Annotated in this window: 25 protein-coding genes; 10 read left to right on the forward strand and 15 right to left on the reverse strand. The window is 44.1% G+C overall.

Annotated features, from left to right (window positions below):
* Positions 1-4: 4 nt before the first annotated feature.
* The 7 genes from DC487_RS06990 to DC487_RS07020 form a co-directional block, all read right to left on the reverse strand.
* Positions 5-904, reverse strand: coding sequence for a glycosyltransferase (locus DC487_RS06990; RefSeq protein ID WP_165799039.1), 900 nt, complete (start codon positions 902-904; stop codon positions 5-7).
* 81 nt (positions 905-985) lie between these two features.
* Positions 986-1,843, reverse strand: a complete 858-nt coding sequence (locus tag DC487_RS06995) for a glycosyltransferase family 2 protein (protein ID WP_116775250.1) — start codon at positions 1,841-1,843, stop codon at positions 986-988.
* On the reverse strand, positions 1,840-3,300 hold the full coding sequence (locus DC487_RS07000) for a lipopolysaccharide biosynthesis protein (RefSeq protein WP_116775251.1): 1,461 nt from the start codon (positions 3,298-3,300) through the stop codon (positions 1,840-1,842). Before DC487_RS07000 ends, DC487_RS06995 begins: the two co-directional genes overlap by 4 nt.
* A 12-nt stretch (positions 3,301-3,312) precedes the next feature.
* The gene (locus DC487_RS07005; protein WP_116775252.1) at positions 3,313-4,467 is read right to left on the reverse strand and encodes a hypothetical protein; all 1,155 of its coding nucleotides are present in this window, start codon (positions 4,465-4,467) and stop codon (positions 3,313-3,315) included.
* Positions 4,468-4,534: 67 nt separating this feature from the next.
* Positions 4,535-5,260 carry a YebC/PmpR family DNA-binding transcriptional regulator gene (locus DC487_RS07010; protein ID WP_116775253.1) on the reverse strand — a complete coding sequence of 242 codons (726 nt, stop codon included), beginning with the start codon at positions 5,258-5,260 and terminating at the stop codon, positions 4,535-4,537.
* Positions 5,261-5,262: 2 nt separating this feature from the next.
* Positions 5,263-6,210, reverse strand: a complete 948-nt coding sequence (locus DC487_RS07015) for an NAD-dependent epimerase/dehydratase family protein (protein ID WP_116775254.1) — start codon at positions 6,208-6,210, stop codon at positions 5,263-5,265.
* Positions 6,211-6,353: 143 nt separating this feature from the next.
* Complete coding sequence (locus tag DC487_RS07020) at positions 6,354-8,015, reverse strand: lamin tail domain-containing protein (protein ID WP_116775255.1); 1,662 nt, start codon at positions 8,013-8,015, stop codon at positions 6,354-6,356.
* A gap of 137 nt (positions 8,016-8,152) precedes the next feature.
* Here DC487_RS07020 and DC487_RS07025 point away from each other — a divergent pair, with 137 nt between their 5' ends.
* Positions 8,153-9,145 (forward strand): aspartate-semialdehyde dehydrogenase, encoded by a 993-nt coding sequence (locus DC487_RS07025; RefSeq protein ID WP_116775256.1) that lies wholly within the window; start codon positions 8,153-8,155, stop codon positions 9,143-9,145.
* A gap of 125 nt (positions 9,146-9,270) precedes the next feature.
* Here the strand turns inward: DC487_RS07025 and DC487_RS07030 are convergent, their stop codons facing one another.
* The gene (locus DC487_RS07030) at positions 9,271-10,281 is read right to left on the reverse strand and encodes a Kelch repeat-containing protein (RefSeq protein WP_116775257.1); all 1,011 of its coding nucleotides are present in this window, start codon (positions 10,279-10,281) and stop codon (positions 9,271-9,273) included.
* Positions 10,282-10,285: 4 nt separating this feature from the next.
* Positions 10,286-11,662, reverse strand: a complete 1,377-nt coding sequence (locus tag DC487_RS07035) for a DUF4270 family protein (protein ID WP_116775258.1) — start codon at positions 11,660-11,662, stop codon at positions 10,286-10,288.
* 116 nt (positions 11,663-11,778) lie between these two features.
* On the opposite strand from DC487_RS07035, the gene DC487_RS07040 reads away from it, so the two are divergent.
* The 6 genes from DC487_RS07040 to DC487_RS07065 all read left to right on the forward strand — a co-directional run bounded on the left by DC487_RS07040 (position 11,779) and on the right by DC487_RS07065 (position 18,387).
* On the forward strand, positions 11,779-13,239 hold the full coding sequence (locus tag DC487_RS07040) for a sensor histidine kinase (RefSeq protein ID WP_116775259.1): 1,461 nt from the start codon (positions 11,779-11,781) through the stop codon (positions 13,237-13,239).
* Position 13,240: 1 nt separating this feature from the next.
* A complete protein-coding gene (locus DC487_RS07045; protein ID WP_116775260.1) occupies positions 13,241-13,915 on the forward strand; it encodes a response regulator transcription factor in 675 nt (224 codons plus the stop codon).
* Between the two features lie 12 nt (positions 13,916-13,927).
* Positions 13,928-14,518, forward strand: coding sequence for a bifunctional nicotinamidase/pyrazinamidase (gene pncA, locus DC487_RS07050; RefSeq protein ID WP_116775261.1), 591 nt, complete (start codon positions 13,928-13,930; stop codon positions 14,516-14,518).
* A 57-nt stretch (positions 14,519-14,575) separates the two neighbouring features.
* On the forward strand, positions 14,576-15,118 hold the full coding sequence (locus DC487_RS07055; RefSeq protein ID WP_116775262.1) for a TetR/AcrR family transcriptional regulator: 543 nt from the start codon (positions 14,576-14,578) through the stop codon (positions 15,116-15,118).
* A 29-nt stretch (positions 15,119-15,147) separates the two neighbouring features.
* Positions 15,148-16,854, forward strand: coding sequence for a glycoside hydrolase family 3 protein (locus DC487_RS07060; protein WP_116775263.1), 1,707 nt, complete (start codon positions 15,148-15,150; stop codon positions 16,852-16,854).
* Positions 16,855-16,959: 105 nt separating this feature from the next.
* Entirely contained in the window at positions 16,960-18,387 is a 1,428-nt protein-coding gene (locus DC487_RS07065; RefSeq protein WP_116775264.1) for an L-serine ammonia-lyase, read from the forward strand.
* Here DC487_RS07065 and DC487_RS07070 read toward each other — a convergent pair.
* Together DC487_RS07070 and DC487_RS07075 are read right to left on the reverse strand one after the other, a co-directional pair.
* Positions 18,384-19,256 (reverse strand): 1,4-dihydroxy-6-naphthoate synthase, encoded by an 873-nt coding sequence (locus tag DC487_RS07070; protein WP_116775265.1) that lies wholly within the window; start codon positions 19,254-19,256, stop codon positions 18,384-18,386. The two genes, DC487_RS07065 and DC487_RS07070, sit on opposite strands and share 4 nt — an antisense overlap.
* 20 nt (positions 19,257-19,276) lie before the next feature.
* Entirely contained in the window at positions 19,277-20,329 is a 1,053-nt protein-coding gene (locus tag DC487_RS07075; RefSeq protein ID WP_116775266.1) for a sugar phosphate isomerase/epimerase family protein, read from the reverse strand.
* Between the two features lie 159 nt (positions 20,330-20,488).
* Here DC487_RS07075 and truA point away from each other — a divergent pair, with 159 nt between their 5' ends.
* Together truA and DC487_RS07085 are read left to right on the forward strand one after the other, a co-directional pair.
* Positions 20,489-21,256: a tRNA pseudouridine(38-40) synthase TruA gene (truA, locus tag DC487_RS07080; protein ID WP_116775267.1), complete on the forward strand. Its 768-nt coding sequence runs from the start codon at positions 20,489-20,491 to the stop codon at positions 21,254-21,256.
* Entirely contained in the window at positions 21,253-23,016 is a 1,764-nt protein-coding gene (locus DC487_RS07085) for an ABC transporter ATP-binding protein (RefSeq protein ID WP_116775268.1), read from the forward strand. Before truA ends, DC487_RS07085 begins: the two co-directional genes overlap by 4 nt.
* Here DC487_RS07085 and trmB read toward each other — a convergent pair whose 3' ends face one another.
* On the reverse strand, positions 23,017-23,670 hold the full coding sequence (gene trmB / locus DC487_RS07090; protein WP_116775269.1) for a tRNA (guanosine(46)-N7)-methyltransferase TrmB: 654 nt from the start codon (positions 23,668-23,670) through the stop codon (positions 23,017-23,019).
* A 193-nt stretch (positions 23,671-23,863) separates the two neighbouring features.
* Between trmB and fcl the strand changes: the two genes are divergently transcribed.
* A complete protein-coding gene (fcl, locus tag DC487_RS07095; protein ID WP_116775270.1) occupies positions 23,864-24,799 on the forward strand; it encodes a GDP-L-fucose synthase in 936 nt (311 codons plus the stop codon).
* 122 nt (positions 24,800-24,921) lie between these two features.
* On the opposite strand, the gene DC487_RS07100 is transcribed toward fcl, so the two are convergent.
* From DC487_RS07100 to DC487_RS07110, 3 genes are all read right to left on the reverse strand, one after another.
* Positions 24,922-25,458, reverse strand: coding sequence for a hypothetical protein (locus DC487_RS07100; protein WP_116775271.1), 537 nt, complete (start codon positions 25,456-25,458; stop codon positions 24,922-24,924).
* Positions 25,430-25,912, reverse strand: coding sequence for a hypothetical protein (locus DC487_RS07105; RefSeq protein ID WP_239016335.1), 483 nt, complete (start codon positions 25,910-25,912; stop codon positions 25,430-25,432). Before DC487_RS07105 ends, DC487_RS07100 begins: the two co-directional genes overlap by 29 nt.
* Before the next feature lie 106 nt (positions 25,913-26,018).
* The gene (locus tag DC487_RS07110) at positions 26,019-26,288 is read right to left on the reverse strand and encodes a YtxH domain-containing protein (RefSeq protein ID WP_116775272.1); all 270 of its coding nucleotides are present in this window, start codon (positions 26,286-26,288) and stop codon (positions 26,019-26,021) included.
* Positions 26,289-26,408: the final 120 nt, after the last annotated feature.

The following is a 26,408-nucleotide window of genomic DNA, read 5'->3' on the forward strand; positions in this document are numbered from 1 at the left end:
ACGTTTAACGGAGCTTATTAATCGCGAAGCGGTACGCCCGTTGAAACAAATTGCCTTTTCGATGTTTAAAGAAATGCCGCAGGGCGACATAACCAGCCGGATTTTCTGTCAGATCCAATGGAAACCGCGTTATCGGCGTGGATCGTATGGATGTTTCAAACATGGTGTTGATTCCTGAATGCACACCCGAGCCATCGTGACCGATGTTTTCGATGAGCGATTGGCTAGGTTCGATCGCTAAACCACCTCTTAAGAATACGCTCGCATACCACCGTACCGCCCAAGAATCGACTTGGGCTTTTTGCTGCTGCAAGATCGTCCGCCAAAAATTCATGGTGTGATCAAAGGTAAACGCCGCGATTTTGGCGTCATCAAATTGCGCGATGATCTGATCAATATTCGGTTCAAAATGTTGCCAAGCACGCGACCATGTTGCCCAAGCTTGGCTGGCTACATAACGGGTAACGAATGTTTCATCCAACCCAGAGCGATCTAGCTCGTACATAAATCCACCAATGTGCATGATCTTTTCTTCCTTTTCGTAGCGGATCAAGGCTTCGTTGAAGTATTGCAGCGTATGCGGCGCAAATAGTACATCATCTTCCAATACGATCGCGCGGCCATGTTCTTTCATCACCTGCCCTACGCCATCCATCACATTATTAGCTAATCCCCAATTGCGATCGCGCTCGATGATGTGCACCGCTTTGAACGTCCATGCTCTTTTCAGCACATCTCTTACTTGCTGTACGCTTTGCTTAGCACCATCATGCTTTGCACCATCCGCAAATACATATAAGATGCTGTCCGCAGCACCGACATTTTTCTCCAACGCTTCCAATGCGCGCTGCGTATGTTCGGGTCGATTGTAGGCAAAAAGAATAACGGGACTTAGCTGCTCCATGGGCGTGTTAAATGAATAGACGAAACTCGCCAAAAAAGTCTGCATATGCAAATATGCAACCTAGGACAGATCGCATAATATTTAGGTGTTTCTTTTCCTTGTCTGAATAACGGCCGCTGTCTTCGCCAAAACCTGAATAGCAACCGAAAGATACGAAGTGAAGCCATGATAAGGTGACGCGGAAGGTCGTTGAAAAGCCTTTTTGATCGGTGCTAATACGCCGTAGCCAAATGCCTTCGGAAAGGAATGATTCACATTGGCATATTCCGTCAGGAAATAGATGAATTCTCTTTTGAAAAATTGTGCGCTGGAAATGGTTTTTCGCTCTTGGCGATCGTGATAGGCAATCGCTTTGGTGTTGACCATAATTTTCAAGCCATGGTGCTGTATGCGGTTGGCATAATCGCTGTCTTCGCCATAATGATAGAAGATCGGTGAAAATTGTCCCACTTCTTTGAGAACGGAAACGGGAATCAGCCAGAATGCAGCATTCACAAAGGGTACAGCAAAATGATCAAGATCCATTTGCTCCTGCTTCACATATCCAGCAAAACCTTCATCCAACTGCAAACCCGTGCCATCGTAATGCATCGGCGATATAATTCCTACGTTGGAATCGTAATCTTCCTGCATTAAGTGCGCTAAACATGCTGGATGCAGCCAAGCATCTTGATTGACTAAGAAAACGGCATCATACTCATTCGCGATCGCGTAATCAAAACCGATATTATTGGCACGGCCAAAACCGAGATTTGTACTGCTTTCATGCAAGATTACTTGCGGATAATCTTGCTTAATTCGGGCTACCGTATGGTCGCTCGAAGCATTATCAACCACAAAAATATCGGTGGGATAAGTCGATTGTCCCAAACTATCCAAACATTTGCTGAGCCAAGGCTCGAAATTGTAAGAAACGATAATGCTGAGTACCTTCTTCATAGCTTATTGCGAAAGAAGTTTTGAATTTCTTGAAATGTTTCTCGGGAAAACAGGTAACAAATCCCCAAATAAACTGCTCCCATGGATAATACGGACACCGCTAATCTTAATGCCGCGTGTGGCAATATGTCTATCCAAAAATAGGTCGCGAGAAATCCAACTACGGCGCTAAGCGCGTAAGCGTATACGTCGCGCCACATGAAGCGATAACTGTATTGCAGGCTTTTCCGCGTGATGAAAAACCAGGTATTCAACCAAAGCAAATTCATTGTTGCATAACCCAGCACGATGTAAAGGACGCCCAAGTGTTTGAGCGCAAAGAATAAGCCGACCTGTAAGATGCCAAATACGATCATATTCCACATGTAGGTAGTAGATCGGCCTTTGCTCAAGGTATAGTTTGAAAATGCATTGCTTACGACAGCGAATGCGCCTCCAAACGCTAAAACGCGCAGGTAATCGGCACTTTCCAGCCATTTGGCACCGCCAGCAAGCAAAAGAAAATCAGGCGCGATGAGCGCTAAACCAAACATCAATGGAAAGGTGATGAAAGAGATAAAGGAAAGCAGCTTACGAAACACGCGAATTTTGCGTTCTTCTTCGCTGTGCGACACCTCTGTCATCAACGGTTGGATAATGGTATTGGAAATACTCAAAATCAGGTTTTGCCCCATGAGATTCCATTTATTGCCCGAAGTATATTGTCCTACTTGCGCTACGGGCACATATTTTCCCAGAATGGCGGTCAGGAAATTGTTATTGACGTGGAAAAACACATTGGTAATGATCAGCTTGCTGCTGTAGGACAACAAAGGCTTGACCGGACGAAGATTGATCCGCCATAAAGGACGAAAATGGGAATAATACCAAAATAGCGATGCGGAGATCACGCAGTAAGTCAGGTTTTGGATGACCAAAGACCAGTATTTGAGCCCTTGCAGCGCCGCAATCACCCCGATGACATTACTGATCAGAACTGCAAAAAGCAGGGCGGTAGATCGCTCTTTCACCATTAAATTACGCGTTAGATATGCGCTATGCGCGACGCCAAAGCTACTGATGAGGAAGTTCAAAAAGGAAATTTTAGACAATGGCTCTAATTGGGCCAACTCATAGAAATCGGCAATAAACGGACTCACGGAATACAAAACCAAATAGATTCCGGCACCTAAAAGCACGCAAAACCAGAATACGGCATTATAGTCTGCTTTCGAGACGTCCTTCTTAATGCTGATCGCACTCACAAAGCCGGATTCTGTCAATGCGGACGCAATAGCGGAGAATATCGTGAGGATTCCGACCAGACCGTAATCTTTAGGATCTAGCACGCGTAATAGCACGAGGCCGAAGACTAAGCCAATTACTTGTTGCACACCGTTAGATAGGCCGCCCCACAAAAATCCTTTGGCGGCTTTCTTTTTTAAACTTTCTTCTGGCGCGGGGTTTACTGGATCCATTGCTTTCGTTCGCTACTGATCGTCTTTGGGCTTGTTAGGCTTTGTTACGCCAGCTTTAAAGCGTGGCTTAAACCCAACGGGTTTAGTAATCGGCACAGCCGATTCTTCTGTTGCCGGTTTTTCTTCTGGAGCAGGAGTTTCTTTATTTTCTGCCGGAATGGTTTCTTCTGGCTTTGTTTGGTCGGAAGAAATGGTTTTCGTAGCACCGGCTTTGAAGCGTGGCTTGAAGCCAGCGGGTTTACTAGTCGGCACAGCCGATTCTTCTGTTGCCGGTTTTTCTTCTGTTGCCGGTTTTTCTTCTGGAGCAGGAGTTTCTTTATTTTGTGCCGAAATCGTTTCTTCTGGCTTTGTTTGCTCGGCAGAAATGGTTTTCGTAGCACCAGCTTTAAAGCGTGGCTTGAAACCGGCGGGCTTACTAGCCGGCGCAGCCGATTCTTCTGCTATCGGCTTTTCAGGCGCAGAAGGAGTTTCTTTATTTTCTACCGAAATGGCTTCTTCTGGCTTTACCGATTCTGTAGAAACGGTTTTCGTAGCACCGGCTTTGAAGCGTGGTTTGAAACCGGCGGGCTTACTAACCGGCGCAGCCGATTCTTCTGCTATCGGCTTTTCAGGCGCAGAAGGAGTTTCTTTATTTTCTGCCGAACTGGTTTCTTCTGGCTTAGTTTGCTCGGTAGAAACGGTTTTTGTAGCACCAGCCTTAAAGCGGGGCTTAAACCCAGCGGGTTTAGTAATCGGCGCAGCCGGTTCTTCGGTTGCCGGTTTTTCTTCTGGAGCAGAAGTGGCCTCCGATTTATTTTCTATTGGAGCAGCTTTTGGTTTTTCGGATTCCATAGAAGCACCTTTTGCAGCGCCAGCCTTGAAGCGTGGTTTGAAGCCGGCTGGTTTTACGGCAGTTGTCGATGGCTCAGCAGGCATCACATCCGAAACAGGTTCCAAAGGTGCATCTGAAATCGCTAACGGTTTTTCTGGAACAGGCGCCGGTTCGCCTGCGGCGAGTAAGTATGTTTTTCGGAGCTTATTGAACCAAAACTTTTTACTGTGATCAAAGCTCTTCTCTCCCATTGCCGCGTAATGCTTCGAAAATTCTGCATACAAGGCCGGCTCACCTGCCTGCAAAGCAGTCAGGTCAATCTTTTTCTTATGGAAGAACTCTTCAAAACTGAGCATGATCAAAAGTAAAAAAAAATCCCTGCGAAAGTGGTTTCGCAGGGATTTTTATGCGAATCAATATCGCTTAGTCCATATTATGGTAAACGGCCTGCACATCGTCGTCTTCCTCGATTTTATCGATCAACTTCAATACATCTGCCGCTTGCTCTTCGGTTAATGAAGAATGAGATAGCGAGATCCGCTCCAACTTAGCCGAAGAAACTTCGATGCCTTTCTCTTCTAGCAACTTTTGCATGTTACCGAAATCTTCAAACGACGTTTGTACCACAACAACGTCGTTACCTTCTTCATCGGCCTCGACATAAAGCTCTTCCAAACCGCCATCGATCAATTCCAATTCCAACTCTTCTACATCCAAATCTTCGGGTGCAGGGAAACGAAAGATCGATTTACGCTGAAAAATGAAATCCAACGAACCTGTTTTTCCCAATGATCCGCCCGCTTTGGTAAAATAGCTTCTTACATTGGCTACAGTACGATTGGTATTATCTGTTGCCGTTTCGATAAGCACAGGCACACCGTGAGGGCCATATCCTTCATACACATATTCTTCATAGCCTTTTGCATCTTTTTCCGAAGCGCGTTTTATAGCCGCTTCCACACGATCTTTCGGCATATTGACCGCCTTGGCATTTTGCATTGCAGTACGCAAGCGCGAATTGCTATCTGCATTCGGGCCACCCTCTTTTACCGCCATGGCAATCTCCTTGCCTAGACGCGTAAACTGGACGGCCATCTTCGCCCAACGCTTAAATTTTCTCTCTTTCCTAAATTCAAAGGCTCTACCCATTGTTATATCGTTGATTTTAGATTTTCAATCATATCCTTCGTCATCGTTTCCAGATCGAAGGAAGGTTTCCAGCCCCAGTCTTTCCGCGCATAATCATCGTTAATACGCTTTGGCCAAGAGTCTGCAATCGCTTGTCTCGGATCATTTTCCGTGTAGGACATCTCAAAACTAGGAAGAATTTTTTGGATTTCTTCCGAGATATCCTTTGGCGTGAAACTCATTCCCGCTAGGTTGTAACTCGAGCGAATGCTTAGTTTTTCTGCCGGCGCATCCATCAATTCCAGTGTTCCACGCACCGCATCTTGCATATACAGCATCGGCAATTCCGTTTGTTCGGAAAGGAAACTGGTGTATGCACCATTTCGCAAGGCTTCGAAATAGATATGCACGGCATAATCCGTGGTACCACCTCCCGGTTCTGTTTTCCAAGAAATAACCCCTGGATAACGAATGCTGCGGACATCCAAATTATATTTTTTATGGTAATACTCACACAACCTTTCTCCGGCTAATTTGCTGATACCATAAATACTGTTGGGATCCATCACGCAATATTGTGGTGTATCCACCTTCGGTGAATGTGGTCCAAATACGGCAATAGAACTTGGCCAAAATACCTTTTTAATGTCTAATTCAACAGCCAGATCTAAGACATTCAACAAGCCGTTCATATTTAAATCCCAAGCTTTTTGAGGATATTGTTCTCCCGTAGCAGAGAGCATAGCCGCTAACAAGTATACTTGCGTAGGTTGATATTGCTCGAAAAGATGTTTCACTCTTTCTTTATCCAATACATTGACCAATTCGAAGATTTCTTGCTCAGCGCGTTCGCGCGGCTCGCGGATGTCTGACGTAATGACATTGTCTGCACCAAATTTCAGACGTAATGCGGCAGCCAGTTCTGATCCAATTTGTCCGTTTGCGCCCAGTATTAATATGCGTTCTCCCATGTTTAGATTTATTCACATCCGTTTTCGTTTCAAAAAAGCAGATTTAATGCCAGTCTGAGCTCCAAAACGGTTAATTCAGGTGCAAATATACTGTTTTTTGATCCCTACTTTAAAACGCGGAATGGCTGTTTTTGAAGCGCAGCCTAATTTCTCAATAAAAAGGATTCTTTGAAGGTTTGGCGCTGGCCATTATCCTGATACGTGTCCATCCACATCAAGTATACACCAGAAGGCGCTTGTTCTGCATTTTCCTTTTTGCCATCCCAAGTAAATCTGCCCGTATAACCCACTCCTTGATTGCGAATGAGTCGATTTATCGACCTTCCCTTATCATCATAGATCGTGAGATTTACCATAGTATTCTCCTGCATAAACTCATAATAAATAGATAGCAATCGATCTTCGCTGGTACTATTTGGAAACATCGAACGCGCCGCAAGGAAAACTTTATTCTTGGTAATCGTGCCGGCACGAAAGCGTGAATTCTCATAGCCGGGCGTTGCTCCTTCGCTATAGGTGGATGCCGAAATGAAATTTCCACCAACATTCGTGGGAACATCTGGTGAAATGCGTTCGAGCGAAACGCCGCGTGCATTGCGTATAAAAGGTTGATGCATCGCGGCGGTATAGCGCAAACTATCCATCAATGCTGTTGGGGAAAAAAGTGTTACGATTCCTTGCAGGTTGGCATAAGCAGGAAGGCTGGGAAGCACAATAACATCACGCAATATGGCACTAGGATAATCTCGCTGCAACAGATTCGGATTCGTGGTGATCACCCGATAGGTATTGGGAGGGAAAAGTAATTGGCGATTGGAGATTAAACGGTTTCCTAAAAACCAGTTTTGGAGGTTGACAATCTTGCTTGATCGATTGTAAATCTCGACAAATGTAGGACTGCCCGTGTTGGGGTTGAATAGCACTTCGTTGATGACTACATCATTGTACGATAAGTTCGTTTCCGTAAACACTGTTTGTGATAAGGTTAGATTTCTTCCGCAATATTGTCCCGCAATCGTCACTTCGTATGGAAAACCTTCTGGCAGCTGCTGACCGAAGGAAATATGTATGGTATCTCGGGAAGTCCGCCAACTCGAGATTGGTGGTAACCCGATCGGCATTTGCACTTGCTGAATGGTTAAACTATTCCCAATGTCCATATTAAGTACAAAACTCAGGTCTTGATCTTGCACAATAGTTTGTCGAATTTGCACATCTGGGATCGCATCTGCACGATACACACTGTTTTGCGCGCCCGGCGTACCTCCTTCTCTAGCTTCCGATTCTTGCCAAGCTTGCACAGGATTACAACCAAACTCCGGATTTACACGTTCCAAGCTCCACCCGCCTTGTCTTTTTGCCGTGCTGGCATACCAATTGGCTGCATAAGACACCTGATCTACTGTTCCCAATTCCTGATGATTCAGTGTGATGGTAGCGCCAGCATTACTCATTGTTGGCCAACCTTCAATGCCACATACATTTCCATAACGAAGAAATGCTTGCTCATTCTGCGAAGCAGTAACGATTAGATATTGTTTGGCTGGCAGATACATCTCTGGAAATTGGAAATTCCGATTGTTGTACGAGATCGTATAGTTTTGCAATAGGATCGCGACATCCGAAGGATTGTATAACTCGAGCCATTCACGTGCCGGCAAGTTATCTCCACGGGGATTCATCATGATTTCATTGATGACGGGATGTGGCGATACAAAACGTACTTGATCTTCCAAAAAATCTGTACAGCTACTCGCCAATAAAAGCAAGATGAAAGAACAGAGAGTAAACGTTTTTGACGTCATTTTTGAAGATCATTAAAATCTACTTTCAAACTAGATTTTAGATTAAGAATCCAAATAATTTAGTATGTTTGGGGTTGATTACGTGTTAAATATACTTAATCTGGTTTATTTTTTTAAAGTTAAATGATAATTTATTTATGAAAGTTGCAGTAGTTGGCGCAACAGGTCTTGTTGGGTCAGAAATGTTGACAGTATTGGCGGAAAGAAACTTCCCAGTAACAGAATTAATTCCAGTAGCTTCAGAAAGAAGCAAGGGTAAAGAGATCGAGTTCAAGGGTAAGAAGTATAAGGTGGTAACTGCTCAAGATGCTATTGCACTCAAACCAGATGTAGCACTTTTCTCTGCTGGTGGAAGTACCTCTACCGAATTCGCCCCTTTATTTGCGGAAGCAGGCATCACCGTGATCGATAATTCGTCTGCTTGGCGCATGGATCCTTCCAAAAAACTAATCGTGCCAGAGGTAAATGGCGACGTATTAACGGCGGAAGACAAAATCATTGCAAACCCGAATTGTTCTACTATTCAAATGGTTGTCGTGATGAAACCATTGCACGAGAAATATAAAATTAAACGTGTGGTCGTTTCTACTTATCAGTCGGTAACTGGTACGGGAGTAGCCGCTGTGAAGCAGCTAAATGATGAGCGCGCGGGCATCGATGGTGAAAAAGCGTATCCGCACCAAATTGATCTTAACGTGATTCCTCAGATTGATGTTTTCCAAGATAATGGTTACACCAAGGAAGAGATGAAGATGATCAAGGAAACGAACAAGATCATGCGTGATGATTCTATCCGCGTGACCGCGACGACGGTACGTATCCCGGTTATTGGTGGTCATTCGGAGTCTGTTAATATCGAATTCGAGAATGATTTTGACCTTCAGGAAGTTCGCGACCTGTTGGCAGCTCAAGAAGGTATCATCGTCGTGGATAATCCAGCAAAATTGGAATACCCAATGCCAAAAGATGCACATGGTAAAGACGAAGTTTTCGTCGGCCGTATCCGCAGAGACGAATCTCAGGACAAAACGCTTAACCTTTGGGTAGTAGCAGATAACTTACGTAAAGGTGCGGCAACCAATGCGGTACAAGTAGCAGAGCTATTACATAAAAAACAATTGATCGGGTAATCCGATCAATTTACTTCTTCCCTTAAAAGAGGGATAAACAAAAAAGAGCCGGATGATTATAATAATCATCCGGCTCTTTTTATTGTAAAGTATACTCCGCTATAGTGTATACTTTTTAATCTTACTTATCGTACAGGTGTAAATACCAATGTTTCGCTGTAGAACTGCTCGCGACCTGTACCAGCAGAGCCTGTTGTGATATAGCCGTTATTGCCAATTGCGAATCCAACTGCTTTTTCACGCGCGCCACTACCTTGTACTGCTTGGTGCTCATTTGACCAGATATCACTTCCTGGATCGTATTTCCATACGTTAGCTACCAAACCTGCTGGCCCTCTACCACTCACAACATAACCTTGACCACCGATGACAAATGTAGATGTGTTTTGACGTCTTACATCATATGTCTGACTTGCGTCATTACGATTCAAGTCATTCAACTTAGTCCAAGTTGTTCCATCGAAAGAGAAGAAATCTTCAGGCAATTGATTATTGAAACGACCACCACCAACATATGCCTTATTGCCAATTACGAATGCAAAAGCGCCAGAACGAGTCCAACCGAATTGCGTTGGCACTAATGTCCACGTATCGTTTGTTGGATTGTAGCGGTAAATGTCGCTAAATGTTCTGCCAGCTGGTGTCTCTCCCAAACCAACATATCCATTACCGCCAAGGGAGAATGCAACAGCACCAAAACGAGCTTCTCCTGGAAAATCAGCGATCTGAGTCCATGTATTTGCCGCTGCATCAAAACGGTAAAAATCTTTCAATGCATTGGTACCGTCAAAACCTGTACCTACGAAGCCTGCGTCACCGATTGAAAAACCTACTGCACGGTGACGTGCTGGACCTGAAAAATCTGCTTTAGGTTCCCACTGCGACCCATTGAAAGCCCATGCATCTTGTAAAATAGCACGTGTAGCGTTGTAGCCGCCAACTAGGAATGCCTGATTATTAATCACAAAAGATGCCGCACCCTCTCTAGGATCTCCAGGTGCAACTGTTGATCTGGTCCATTCTGTCGGCCCAGTGTCTCCTGTAGTCGTCTCATCGTCATCACTCGAACAGGATTGGAAAGATGTAGTCGCAATCGCACCAACTAAAAGTAATGCTAGCCAGTTTTTCTTCTTCATATGACTAATTAAATTTTGTGTATAAGATGTTTAATTTGATTTTAGGTTTGTTATTTTCTGTAGCGATCAGCAACGAATTGGCTGTGCCAACTAAAGATGCTGGTGGTAAAGATAAGACTAATCCACTAGGCGCGTTACTCTCGCTATTGATTGTGCGAACATACTCAATTAAATTGAATCGGTATCTAGCATTTTGCCCCGTGTTATTAGCGGGTGTATATTGCCCACGTTGAATATCAGTGGTGAATGGTGCACGAATAAAATTCAACGCTACTCCACTACTATTCGCCAAAAAAAGCGATGGCGCATCCTGTCCTGTCGGTAAAGGATACATAAAACTTTCGTTCGATTCGACTTCTACTTCCAGTTCCAACTTATTCACCGCTATCCCTGGAGTTTGTAAGAAGTTGCGGAGCGCTGGAAAATCTATGCGCACTGCCGCACCCGTGCCCGCTTGCACTACACCAACGCCATTGGTTTGTGTGCCAGCCACTGGATTTAGCGGGGTTAATGATTGAAAAGGCGTGCCAGATCTATCTGCCGAATACTTATTATATTTTAAATTATAGTTGCGAATGACCAAATCCTTTTGCGCAGCTTCACGCAATCCGCCAGCTCCTATATAAGAGTAATGAATTTCTGCCTGAATAGTATCATTGTAAGCAATCACACTAGTATTCTCTTCATCCGGAATCACGGCGAAGCCATTCATATATTCTGTAAAATTGGCGGCCGAGATGACGCGCGAATCGTCCGCTTGCATTTTATCAAACAAATCTTGCCCAAAAGCATTATCCAAACGAATGGATAGACTTTGTCTTCTGCCAGGAGCTGGCAAATAGCTTAGTTCTCCTAATGGAGTTTGATCCACCTGGAAAGATTGATCTCCAAAAATGGCTGGATTTTGCACATAAAAGGGGATCTCCACATTATTGATTCCACCGGCCTGCAACGTTGTTGTTTCCAAACGTTGTGTGATACGGTGTACGCGAATAGTATGTGATTGAGTGGTATCTCCCTGTACATGCAATTGATTATGTCTGCGAAGTACGAGCCTAACAGAATCAAAACGCGCATCTTCTGGAATATCTGTATAGGTATAATCCTCTGGCTCTACCTGAAAATACGGGGCAACAGTGACACTACCAACACCTTCACGTACATATCTTCCTAATAGAATAGCTCCTGCTCCCGAAGTGGGAATATGTTGTAGTGTTAAATTTGTGATCTGCACAGATAAAGAATCCACCGAAGCTAAGTTCAATGCATCGACGTTATCGTTGTTCAATGCGATAGCCATATCTTTCTCACAACTCGACAATAAGACACTCGCGCCGACAAAAACGAACCCGAAGGCAATAAATATGAAATGTTTTAGCATAAAAACCAATGAATTGCAAATGTAACCGAACGTTACTGTTAATCAGTGTTATATTTTGTTAAAAATCAACAATTACCTATGCGGTGCAAAGCTACTAAATTAAATTTGTTTTAATCATGTTAAAAAACCACAAAGTCCTAGCGCTACTTATTGTATTAATCACTGCTGGAATACTATCCGTCCTCAGTTTTTGGTTATACAATTCGTATAGCGATCACCGAGAATTGACTTTTGCAAAAGCCGATCAAGCATTGCTCAGCACCTTAAGTGATTATTACTCACGTAACGACATCACGGGCAATAATACGCGCAACAGCTACCAGAAAAATCTCGCCGAAGATATCAGCAGAGCATATCCCAACATCACGGTTGACAGTATATACGCTTGGATGGAGAAGAATGCTACAAGACGGCAGGATAGTATTCGCAGACAATACCGAGAATCGCACCGAAACAATCGTCAAGAGCGCGGCGAACACCGCAAACCACGAGAAATCAACCATTGGATGCTACAAGGAAGAGACGCGGAGTTATCTCCCGCCGCTTTAGATACGTTATTAAATGAGTACCAACAAGAGCTTGCTTACCAAGGTATAGATCGTGCTAACGTGCAACTTAAAGTGCATGAAATCGCACGCAGAGGATACAACGAACCGCGCGAGATGCGTAGCAATGACGTCCTCACCACACGACCAATACTGATTAATGCAGAAAACAATCTTTATCTATATGCCGAGTTGACCCAAATCTGGAAACATATTATCTCCAATATGCTTGGGCAGATCATTTTCTCGCTTTTCTTGCTCTTCGCATTGATCGGGACCTTTCTAGCCTTGTTCAAAACGATCCGAAAGCAGAATAAGTTGGCCGTCTTGCAGCAATCATTCGTAACCAACATGACCCACGAGCTCAAAACGCCCTTATCCACGGTCAGCGCAGCAGTAGAAGCACTGCAACGTTCCGGAGCGAAGAATGATCCAGAGCGGTGGAATAGGTATTTGACCATATCAAAGCGCGAGCTAGAACATCTCACGCTGATGGTAGAAAACGTGTTGCAGTTTAATAGTAACGTGCGTAGCGGTATAAACTTAACATATACTGAGTTTGATCTTAGTTTACTACTTCGAGAAATAGTTGAATCTTTCCGATTGGTGAGCGCAGCACAAATAGATTTGCTATTGCCTCCGCAGCAAACGGTAATATGGTTGAATGGCGACTTGGCACATCTTCGCAATACATTCTCGAACGTGATAGATAATGCAATCAAATACAATCACTCGCCTTCACCACAGGTGAAGATTAGCTTGACGGCGACGGACAAAGTTATTCAGATCCGCATCAGCGATAATGGTATCGGTATTCCGAAGGCGTATCACAAAAACATTTATGATCTGTTTTTCCGTGTGCCTAACGGCGAACTATATAGTGTGAAAGGATTTGGCTTAGGGCTAGCCTACGTGCAGCAAGTAGTGCATCAGCACGACGGCAACATTACGGTAGATAGCAAATCTGGCGAAGGCACAACTTTTACGATATCATTCCCTCAAAACATCTTTCCCCAACCAAAAAAGAAATAATATGCTGAAAATTTTATATGTCGAAGACGAATTGAGTTTGGCGATGATCGTTGGGGAAAGCCTTGAGGAACATGGTTTTGAAGTGAAGCATGCGGTCAATGGACAAGATGCCTTGCAAATATTGAAAAAATTCAGTCCGCATGTGATGGTCTTGGATGTGATGATGCCCTTGATGGACGGCTTCACTTTAGCGACCGAAATTCGTAAGATCGATACCAAAACACCGATTATCTTTCTAACAGCGATGACGCAGACGGCCGACCTGGTCAAAGGCTTTCATCTTGGTGGCAATGATTATATCCGCAAGCCTTTTAAAATTGAGGAACTTATCGTACGCATTGAATCGGCGCATCGCGCCACAAGACAATACCACGATCAGCAGCATTACGAAATAGGCAACTACCGGTTGGACACCCAGAAGTTTTTATTGAGCTTCGAAGATGAAACCGAGAAACTTTCTTTTCGCGAAGCCGAATTGTTGCGCCGTTTGTTTGAACGTAAAGATCAAGTAGTTCCGCGCGAAGAGATCATCCGCACTTATTGGGGTGATGACACCTATTTCACCGGGCGAAGCTTAGATGTATTTATCAGCCGCATCCGAAAATATTTGTCTAAAGACGAACGTATTAAGATTACAAACATCCGTGGCGTAGGCTATCGGTTAACGATCGATTAGTTATATTTGAGTATGAAAGCACTTATCATTGTCGATGTACAGGTTGATTTTTTGCCCGAAGGCGCTTTGGCTGTTCCAGCCGGCGATACGATTATTCCTGCCATCAATGTTTTGCAGAAAGACTATGATTTGGTAGTTGCTACGCAAGATTGGCATCCGGCAGATCACGGCAGCTTCGCAAGTCAGCATCCCAGTGCACAGGTTTACGACACAATTGAATTACATGGTTTAGCGCAAACACTCTGGCCAGATCACTGTGTACAAGGCACGGCAGGTGCTGAGTTAGCCGACACGCTAAATACAGCTGCTATAGAAGCTATTTTTAGAAAAGGAACAGAGAAAGATATTGATAGCTATAGTGGTTTCTTTGATAATGGTCAACGAAAAGCGACTGGACTACAAGGTTATTTGAAGGAACGAGCGGTAAGCGAAGTACACATTTGCGGATTGGCAGCAGATTATTGTGTTTACTTTACTGCGATGGATAGCTTAGAAGCTGGTTTCAAGACCTCCATCATATCTCGCGCGACCAAGCCGATTGATAAGACGACTTTCATGGACAAAAAGGAAATTTTCTTACAAAAAGGCGGGCGCATACTTTAATCAATATGAAAGACAAGGATTGTCATTTTTCAATATCTTTGCTTCAGACAGTCAACTATGAAAGAAACAGCCCTTAGTAGGAAAGATAGAATTATACAGACCGCCACCTCACTATTCGCTGAAAAAGGTTTTGCCGACACTTCTACTAAAGAAATATCTGTGCAAGCAGGCGTCTCGGAGGCATTGATTTTCAAACATTTTGGCAATAAAGATCGGCTTCTTTCCTTCATCATAAAAACCGGATACAGCCGCGTGGTGATGCACCACAAAGGCATGCTGACCTATAAAGGCGCTAAAGAATTTTTGCGCAACATGATTCTGCTACCCAACAAATTAGTTGCGGAAGAACCCTTGTTTTGGAAAATGCAGGAAAGACTCTCGCACGATGAGTTGTCGCGTACCCAGCACGAGCATTTTATGAAGCCCGTGCAATCGATCATCCTGAAGGCATTTCAGGAATTGGGCTACGCCAAGCCGGAGTTAGAAACACAGTATTTATTATTGGTTATCGATATGCTTTGGAAAAAAGAAGCCTGCGGCGAACTGCAAAATGCTGCAGAGCTCACCCAACTGATCGAAGACAAATACCAGTTGATTTAATACCACCATTGCCTACCTTTATGATACCTATGAAGTATATATTTCTTGTCATTACTTGTATATCTTTGTTCGCCACGTCGAGCAGTTACGGCCAAGCCAAGCGCGATTTTGTGCCATTTATCAATCAATCTCATCCTTGGGTAGAGCGCACGTTTCAGCAGCTAACGCCGCGCGAACGAATTGCGCAATTACTACTGATTAGAGCGCATACCGATCGTGGTACGCGTTATATCGATTCGGTCGGACGCATTGTACGACAAGAAAAACTGGGTGGATTAGTGGTATTTCAAGGTGGGCCAGTGCGACACGCCGACATGTTCAACCGATATCAGAAAGATAGCAAAGTGCCGTTGTTGATCACGTTTGATGGCGAGTGGGGGTTGGGCATGCGCTTAGCCGATTCGACGACGTCGTTTCCTTATCAAATGACGCTGGGCGCTATTCAGCGCGACGAATTGATCTACGACATGGGCAAGCAAGTGGCCAAAGATTTCTTACGCTTAGGCATGCATTTTAATTTCGCGCCAGTAGTAGATATTAACAATAACCCACAGAATCCGGTGATCAACTTCCGGTCTTTTGGTGATAACAAGGAAAATGTGACGCGTAAAGCGAAAGCGTACATGGACGGTATGGTAGCTGGCGGCATTGTGGCTTCACTAAAGCACTTTCCCGGACATGGCGATACCGATGTAGACTCGCATCACGATCTTCCACAATTGGATTTCTCCAAGAAAAGATTGGATGAATTGGAGATCTTTCCCTTTCAGGAATTGATTCGCGCAGGCGCGCCAGCGATTATGGTCGCGCATATGCACATTCCGGCATTAGATAATACGCCAAACATTCCATCTTCCATCTCTAAAAAAGTCGTAACCGATTTGCTGCGCAATGAATTGGGTTTTCAAGGTCTTTCCGTAACCGATGCGATGGATATGAAAGGCGTAACAAAATTTTTCCCCAATGGTCGTGCCGATGTGATGGCGATAGAGGCAGGCAATGATTTGTTGGAAATATCAGAAAATAGTGGCCGCGCGATCCAACTAATCGAGCAAGCCATTAAAAATGGCAGCATCAAGCAAGCAGATATCGATCGTCGCGTTAAAAAAGTCTTGGCGACCAAGTACTGGCTGGGTCTGGACAAATACCAACCCGTATCTACCAAAAACCTATACAATGATTTGAATAGCGCAGCATCCAAACAATTGGTTCAGCGCTTGGCAGAAGCTTCAATCACCGTTTTACGTTCACAGCGTGCTATCAACTCTTTCAATCGTGGCCGCCCTACCTTGCTTATTAGCGTCGGTATCAACAAACCGCAGGCCTTAGAGCAAGTAATTGCAAGTCGCGTACGTGGAATTATGCAAATGTATGTGTCTAACAACGAATCGCCGGAGCGCTTGCAGGAAATTGCGATGGAAGCGCGCAAATATGGCCAGGTAATCGTTGCCATTCATGATGCGCGCAATAGACCGCAAAGCACATTGCCACTTTCAGAAGATGTGGTAGGATTTATCGATAAAGTAACTAACAGAAACACCATTACCATTGTAAATGCCAACCCTTACACGCTCAATAATCTGGATGTGAGCCAAAGCGGTAGCATTATTATGGCTTATCAGAATGATGCTTTCATGCAGCGTGCTGCGGCCAAAGTGTTATTTAAAGATATACGCTCGGAAGGAAAATTGCCGGTAACCATTTCACGCAAGTATAAATTTGGCGCGGGTTTGTAGATAAATGAAGCGTTGAATCGCTGGATTAAATAGTTGTTAATATTTCCTAATTAATAAAAATAGACGCTTTTTATCCCGTATTTTTGAGAAATTTTTAATCTATTTATGGCTAGCGAACAGATTTCTATTTTCGACATGTTTAAGATCGGCATCGGTCCGTCCAGCTCTCATACTTTGGGACCTTGGCGTGCCGCGCAGCGATTTGTACAAACAGTAGATGCCCGAGCGGGAATAGAAAATGTACAACAAGTCAACGTATTATTATACGGATCATTAGCAAAAACCGGTGTAGGCCACGGTACAGACATCGCTATTTTATTAGGCTTGAGTGGTGACGATCCAGTTACATTTGATGTATACGATGTCGTCCCAAAAGTAGATCGTATCAAATCTTCTTGTAAAATAGAACTCGGCGCAAAGCATCAGATCGACTTCGTTTACAATGAACACATGCTGTTTTTATACAGTGAAAGTCTGCCTTTTCATCCGAATGCGGTTACTTTTCAAGCTTTTCTGAACGATGGATCTGCCCTGAGTGAAACGTATTATTCCATCGGCGGCGGATTTGTGGTGCAAGAAGAAGAACAAAGTGCTGGCGCAACAGAGGTGGATCTTCCCTTCCAAATGGACAGCGCCGAAGATGTCTTGTTTTGGTCAAGACGAACAGGCTTGAAGATTTCGGAGTTGGTGCTGGAAAATGAGCTGTCTTGGCGCAGCGAAGAGGAAACCAAAGAAGGCATTCTAAACATATTCTCTACGATGAAAGAATGCATCTACAAAGGTTGCCACACCAATGGCATCTTGCCAGGTGGATTGCAAGTAGAGCGCCGTGCTACCAAACTCAATAAGCGTATTGTTAAAGATCGCCCTTACCATGATTTTGCCTCTTGGTTGGAAGCTATCCGCGCCGGCGGCAAAGATTTTGGTTATATTTTGGATTGTGTGAGTTGTTTTGCCCTAGCGGTGAATGAAGAAAACGCTTCATTTGGTCGCGTAGTCACGGCACCGACTAATGGAGCCGCTGGCGTAATTCCTGCGGTTTTACAATACTACATTACGTTTTACGACGCGTTCAACGAACAGAAAATCATTCAATTCATGGCGACCGCATCCGAAATCGGATCGATTTTCAAAAAAGGCGCTACGATCTCCGCCGCGATGGGCGGCTGTCAAGCCGAAATTGGCGTTTCGTCGGCCATGGCGGCTGGTGCGCTCACCGAATGCCTTGGCGGCTCACAGCGACAAGTGTTGATGGCAGCAGAAATCGCCATGGAACATCATTTGGGGCTGACATGCGATCCAATTGGCGGATTGGTACAGATTCCGTGTATCGAGCGCAATACTATGGGCGCCATCAAGGCGATCACCGCGGCACAATTGGCGTTGCAATCGAATCCAGAAAAAGCAAAAGTAAGTTTGGATGCTGTCGTCGGCACGATGTGGGCTACCGCGCAGGATATGAATGTAAAATACAAGGAGACTGCCGACGGTGGACTCGCCGTAAAAGTGCCGCTCAGTCTCCCTGAATGTTAGATCGAAGCTAAGAATAAGTCTTGCGTGCGCGGAGGTATTAATTCCAACCGCTCCGCTTCGCTAAATAGATAGTTGACGGAAGCACGCCCTTTCTCACCCAGATTCTCGGAATATTTATTGACATACAAATCGATATGTTGGTACATCACCGATTCTTCCATTTCTTGCGCATGACTGCGGATGTAATCAAGCCCAGACTTCGGATTGGCAAATGCGAATCGTACGCTATCCGCGATGAGTTTGTTGACCTGCTGTTTGACCGATTGCGGCAGCGATCGTTTGATCACAATACCACCCAATGGAATAGGATATCCGGTATCTCGTTCCCAGAATTCGCCCAGATCTTGTGCTTTGGATAAACCGCGTTCGCTATACGTAAAACGATTTTCGTGAATAATCAATCCCACATCTACTCGCCCATCCAGTACGGCATTTTCAATATCAGAAAATACCAGCTCCTGCTTATTGGTCAACTGCGGATAAGCCAATCCCAACAAAAAGTTGGCTGTGGTATATTTCCCGGGAATACCAACGCGTAACCCCAACAGATCTGCTGGCAAATCCTGCCCAGCGTAATTTGACAGACGCTCGGCAAGATCTTTATCCTTCGTAATTAATAATGGCCCTACACCAAAGCCCAACGCACTACCGGCATCCAATAATTCGTAATCTTCGGCCGCGTATGCGAATGCATGATAGCTTAGTTTGGTAATATCCAATTGCTGTGCAAAGGCCATTTGGTTCAGCGTCTCCACATCCTGATAGCTCGGTTCGAACGAAAGATCGCCCGTATCAATCTTACCATGAATCAATGCATCGAAGATAAATGTATCATTCGGGCACGGAGAAAAACCCAGACTTAATTTCATACTATTTGTTATCCCTATTATTAAATGCCCAACAGATTGCGGTTAAACGCTTCGTCGGAACCGATAGCCGCAAAATCATCAAATGCTCTTTCGGTTACTTTGATGATGTGGTCGCTGATGAATTGCGCACCCTCGGTAGCACCGTCTACGCTGTTTTTGATCGCACACTCCCACTCTAGCACTGCCCAACCTTCATAATCGTAAGCCGCTAATTTGCTAAAGATGGATTTGAAATCCACCTGTCCGTCGCCAAGCGAACGGAAGCGACCTGCTCTATCCAACCAATTGCTATAGCCGCCATATACACCTTGCTTCCCTGTTGGATTGAACTCTGCATCTTTCACATGGAACATTTTGATGCGCTCATGATAATGATCTATATAGCTCAGGTAATCCATTCCTTGCAACAATAAGTGCGATGGATCATATAATAAACACGCTCTTGGATGATTGTTGGCCGCTTCTAAAAAGCGCTCGTACGAAACGCCATCGTGCAAATCTTCGCCAGGATGTACTTCATAACATAGATCCACACCGTGACGATCGAACTCATCCAAAATCGGCAACCAGCGGTTGGCCAATTCTTTAAAACCTGTTTCGACCAAACCTGCCGGACGCTGTGGCCAAGGATAAACCATATGCCACAACAAGGAACCGCTAAAGGTAGCATGCGCATTCAAACCTAAGTTTGCCGACGCTTTAGCCGCTAATTTTAGTTGATCGATTGCCCACTCGGTACGTGCTTTTGGATTATTGTGTACGGCAGCTGGCGCAAATCCATCGAACAATTTATCGTAAGTCGGATGTACCGCCACCAATTGCCCCTGCAAATGCGTCGAAAGCTCGGTGATCTCTACTCCGATTTCCGCTAACCGGCCTTTGATTTCGTCTGCATAGGTTTTGCTTTCTGCTACCTTTTGCATATCAAAAAATTGCGGATCATTGGTCGGCACTTGCACGCCGACATATCCCAATGATTTTACCCATTTGGAAATATTTTCTAACGTATTGTAAGGGGCGGTATTATCAATAAATTGTGCCAAAAAGATCGCTGGCCCTTTTAGTGTTTTCATGGTCGTTTCTTCTTTTATACGTTTTAAAGGTACTAAAAATATCTGCGTTAAGCCAAGTCATCGCCGGTGTAAAAAGCACACACATATTCATTGGACAGATCGAAGTTTGTACCTGCGGACTTTACATTCAGACAACGTAAAATTGCGTAACTTTGCCCCGTGCAAGTAAACACTCAACGCTACTTTTTGGAAATCGCATACAAAGGCACTGCCTATCATGGATGGCAGATCCAGCAGAATGCTGTCTCTGTGCAAGAGAAATTGCAGCAAGCGCTGCAAACCGTGTTGCGACAGGAAGTCGAGACCACGGGTGCCGGTCGCACCGATACGGGCGTGCATGCCACAAAATTATATGTGCATGTGGATATTCCGTCGGAAAAAATCAGCTCACCGCAAAGATTTGTCCACGCCTTAAACGCCATACTGCCTTCGGATATTAGCGTACAACGCTTGCTGCCCGTACATACAGAAGCTCATGCGCGTTTTGATGCGACATCCAGATCTTACGAATACCACATCCATTTAGGAAAAAATCCTTTTTTGCAAGACGCTTCGTGGTTGCTTCGTGACATGCCGGATGTTGATAAAATGAATGCTGCTGCACAATTGTTGCTGGGCAAAAAGGATTTTGGTTGTTTTAGCAAAGCACATACGCAGGTATTTACTAATATCTGTACTATTACGGAAGCGCGCTGGGTACTAGACGGCCAACGATTGACGTTTCACATTACAGCCGATCGCTTTTTGCGCAATATGGTGCGTGCCATCGTCGGCACATTGTTGGAAGTAGGCTTAAAAGGTAAGCCCGTGGAGCACGTCGCTGAAGTAATTGCCAGTCAAGATCGAAGTCAAGCCGGCGCATCGGTGCCTGCTTGCGGTCTGTACCTTACCCAAATTATCTACCCTTATATCGATCAACCATCGTGAAAAAAGAACAAGTCGCTGGAAAAGCCTACGATTCTAAATTGCTGAGTCGATTGGCACAATATATTCGCCCTTATCGTACCGTATTCTGGATTTCTGTCGTGCTCACTATTTTGTTGGCAGCGGTAGCGCCGGCATTACCGATGTTGGTAGAGCATACCGTAGACCGTTACATTCTGGCTGGTAATCCGGACGGATTAACCAAGATGCTCATCGCCATGATTGCACTTTTGCTTTTACAAACGGTGATCCGCTACTTTCATACTTTAATGACTAATACTTTGGGACAATCCGTGATTCGCGATATCCGTATTCAGGTTTTCGAGCACATTACGAACTTACGTCTTAAGTATTTTGATAATACCCCTATCGGCCGATTGATCACCAGAACCATCTCTGATTTAGAGACGATCGCTAATATATTCTCCGAAGGATTGATCCAAATTATTGGCGATCTGTTGCAGCTGGTAGTGATCTTATTGGTGATGTTTTATACGGATTGGCGCTTGACCTTGGTCGTTCTGATTCCGATGCCTCTGATGATTGCCGCCACGTATATTTTCAAGGAGGCGATGAAATCGGCCTTCCAAAGTGTGCGTACATGGGTTTCGAACCTAAATACTTTTTTGCAAGAGCATATTTCGGGCATGGCCATCATTCAGTACTTCGCTCGCGAAGAGCAAGAAATGCGCAAGTTCAAAGAGATCAACGCTGAGCACAGAAATGCGCATATTCGTGCAAACTGGTATTTCTCGATCTTTTTCCCTGTTTTGGAGGTGATCGTAGCCATAGCGACCGGTTTGTTGGTATGGTATGGTGCGAAGCAGATCTTGGCTGACTCCATTTCGCCTGGTGTGGTGGTGGCTTTCTTGATGTACATCACGATGATCTTTCGGCCGATCCGAGAATTGATCGACAAATTCAACACCTTGCAGATGGGTATGATCTCTGCCGAACGTATTTTTGAGGTACTCGACACACAAGAATTCACGCCGGATGAAGGGAATTACCAACCAGAAACGGTACGCGGTAAAATCGAATTTAAGAACGTTTGGTTCGCTTACAACGATGAAAAGTGGGTGCTGAAAGACATCAGTTTCACCGTGCAACCGGGTGAAACGCTCGCATTGGTGGGTGCTACTGGCGCCGGAAAATCATCGACGATCAATATTTTGAGTCGTTTTTACGAAATCCAACGTGGACAAATTTTGCTCGACGGAGTCGATATCCGGGAGTACGATTTGGCGTATTTGCGACAAACCATTGCGACAGTATTACAAGATGTGTTTTTGTTCTCAGACACGATCCTCAACAATATCAATCTGTACGATACGACGATATCGATGGATGCCATCGTAGATGCTGCGAAGAAAGTTGGTGCGCATGAATTTATTGAAAGACTGCCTGGCGCTTATGATTACCAAGTGCAAGAGCGCGGATCTACCTTGTCGGCAGGACAAGGTCAGCTAATCTCTTTCATCAGAGCGCTGGTACACGATCCTAAAATCTTGATCTTGGATGAAGCCACCTCTTCTGTAGACACGGAAACAGAACAATTGATCCAATCGGCTATTGAAAACCTCATGGATGGACGAACCGCGATCGTGATTGCGCATCGCTTATCTACTATTCAACGAGCCGATAAGATTATCGTGCTAGAAAAAGGAGAAATGCTGGAAGCGGGATCGCATCAAGAATTATTGGCTCTCGATGGCGCGTACAAAAAGTTGTACGATCTACAATTTAACTCGGCTGGATTATAACTACTGTGGGAATTGCCACTGCACGTAGTTGATGTTCTTGTCGTCTGCCAAATATTTCTTCTCGTAATAGGTTTTGATGGATAATACCTCGTCTACTAAATCAGACACGTATAGATCTGTCGTTTCCTTGGTTACCGGCATGTTGGCGGCTGCGATTTGCTCCAATGTATAGGCATAAAAACCATCATTATCGGTTTTGAGATGCATTATCCCATCATTTTTCAAAATGATTTTGTATTTCTCTAAGAAACGAGGGCTTGTTAAGCGCTTTTTCTCGCGACTATCTTGAGGTTGAGGATCAGGAAAGGTAATCCAGATTTCAGAGATCTCATTTTCGGCAAAGTGCTCCAAAATGCTTTCGATCTGAATACGCAAAAAGCCAACATTGTCGATCCCTTCTTCCAAAGCTGTTTTTGCACCACGCCAGATTCGGTTTCCTTTAAAGTCGACACCAATGAAATTGGTCTGCGGAAAAAGCTTCGCCAAGTTCACGGTATATTCTCCTTTACCGCAAGCCAATTCTAATATGATCGGCTTATCATTACCAAAAAATTCTTTGGCCCATTGGCCTTTATAATCTTTACCTGCATCTAGCTGTACTACATTTTTGAATGTAGCCACCTCTGCAAATCTGCGTAGTTTGTCTTTACCCATGGTTACTGTTGTGCGTCTTGTTTGCCTGCGAATGAATGCTATTACTAGACAATAATGACTAGAGGCTGGTCACCCGACAAGATAACTGGCGCAAAAATAACCTTATATTTGTGGTAATACGAATAGCGCAGAAGTATATTCTCAAAAAAAGGATGAAATCCTACTTCTGATAAGCGTGAAATAATAAAGTTGAATGGATAAAAAAGCTAAAATATATGTGGCCGGACATCGCGGTATGGTGGGCTCTGCAATACACCGAAAACTGCAACAATTAGGCTACGAAAATATCTTGACGAGAACTTCCGCTGAATTGGATTTGCGCGATCAAGCGGCAGTTGCAGCCTTTTTTGCGACAGAAAAACCAGACTTTGTATTTATGGCCGCGGCCAAAGTGGGCGGTATTGTCGCGAATAATACCTATCGGGCAGATTTTATCTATGAGAATTTAGCGATCCAAAACAATGTGATTCATCAAGCGCATGTGCACGCAGTGAAAAAGTTGATGTTTCTGGGATCTTCATGTATTTATCCTAAAATGGCACTACAACCATTGAAAGAAGATGCTTTGTTAACTGGTTTGTTAGAGCCCACAAATGAGCCTTACGCGATTGCGAAGATTGCAGGTATCAAAATGTGTGAAGCGTATCGCGCTCAATACGGTGACAACTTTATCTCGGTGATGCCGACTAATCTATATGGTTTGAATGATAATTACCATCCCGAAAACTCCCATGTACTGCCGGCATTGATTCGCCGATTTCACGAAGCCAAAGAGCAACAGTTGGAAGAAGTGGTGATATGGGGCTCGGGTACGCCGATGCGCGAGTTTTTGTATGCCGATGATCTGGCAGAGGCTTGTGTTTTCTTGATGGATACCTATAGTGAAAGCGGGTTTATTAATGTGGGTGTTGGTGAAGATATTAGCATCAAGGATTTAGCGCAGCTGATCAAACAAATTGTTGGCTTTGAAGGCGCTTTACGCTATGACAGCAGCAAGCCAGATGGCACACCGCGTAAACTGATGAATGTAGAGAAATTACACAATCTAGGTTGGAAGCACAAAATTGAACTGGAAGAGGGAATACGATTGGCGTATCAGGATTTTCAAAATAAGCAAAAAGGGAATTAATTCTCACCGCGCTATTCGGTCTGAGAACTTCTTTTCAGCGATAAAGGTTTTTATAGCACAAAAAAAAAGCGTTCACTAGATAGTGAACGCTTTTTTGTATCTATTACAAATATTTTAAAAACCTAATAGGCTTCGCTATCTTTTGGGATTCCGTATTTATTACCTTCCACCGCTTCTTCTGCCGTGATTTCGCCTTGTACTAAATTCGCTTTCTTAGTTTTCTTCTTCGGGCGAATAAAGCTAGCGATGCCGGAGACAGCGTTGGATATGCTATTTTGATTCACCTGTGCAACTGCTGTTTCGGATGCGACGGTGACCACTGCTTTTTTGAACCAACCTGCATCTTTCAGCAATGTGCGATTAAGCACTAATGGTGTTGCTAAGCGCAAAACTTTCGTAATCCAATCGGATTTACCCGTGCTCTTTCCACTGTTGGCAGAGATAGATGATACGACGTCGCGTACACGATTTACCCCTGGTACGTGTGCCGTAATCATATTAACGAATCGAATTGGAGCTTCAACCTTATGTTTCAGCAGCTTGTACTGCGTACCGAAGTATAACTCCTGCTCATCACGAAGGACACTGATACGATCGATCTCGTTCAACAGATCATTTACGTTAGCTATCTTACTTCTCAACTGTTTGTTCGTGTTCATCTTCTATGATTTCTATTTCTTCCTTAATCTTAGCGGCAGCTTCTTCCGCCTTTGCTGCCTTTTTGCGTAGTCTGCTCAAGCGATCTTCTTCCAAATGATCGTCTTCCTCATGCCATTTGCCCAATACCTTACGAATGGTTAAATCCATCAAAAGCAGCTCAAGTTTACCTTTTGTTACGTTGATAATCACAATAATAAGCGCAAAGGCGATACCGGCGGCCAAAAAGCCTAGTGCATAGTTATTAAAAAGCTGGCCGAGATAAAAAGCTAGTGCCATTGCCAGAAAAAACACCACCAATAGCATGAGTAAAATCTTACTAACGTCTAATATTAGCGATGCTAAAATTCTAGAACCACGTGCGATCGAACGCAATTTGACCAATTCAATTTGCGTATCGATATACTCTTTTAATTTATTGAATGACCCAGAAAATGAAAATTTTTGATCCATCATGCAAATATGGGTTTGGAGGAATCTGTCTATCCAATTTATATCGGCGAAGACTCCCCTAACTTGTGTTAATAAATATGCCTATGCTCATAGCATAGATGAGTGCAGGTTACGCGTGCTCTTCGATCTCTTCGTCGATCACCGCTTCTGCTCTTGCTGCTTTCGATTTCAATGAAGCAACTAGCTTTTCGCGTAGATCACTTAATTGATCCAATTGTTCTTCCGCGCGTTCTTTAATGGCATCACCCAAATCTGCTAGCGATTCATTAAGCTTGTCACGAGTCTCTGATCCTTTTTCCGGTGCAAATAATACACCTAATACTGTTCCTGCTGCCAAACCTGTTAACAATGCTGTTAAAACTTTTCCGCTATAATTCATGTGTAAAAATATTAAAATGTGACAATTGTGATGATTGACTTACTAAAATAACACCAAAGAATACAAAGTGTTTGTATTAATTGAATCCAAAACCTCAACATATTGTTTTAAGAAAATTAT

Source organism: Sphingobacterium corticibacter (assembly GCF_003076635.1).
Taxonomy (GTDB): Bacteria; Bacteroidota; Bacteroidia; order Sphingobacteriales; family Sphingobacteriaceae; genus Sphingobacterium; species Sphingobacterium corticibacter.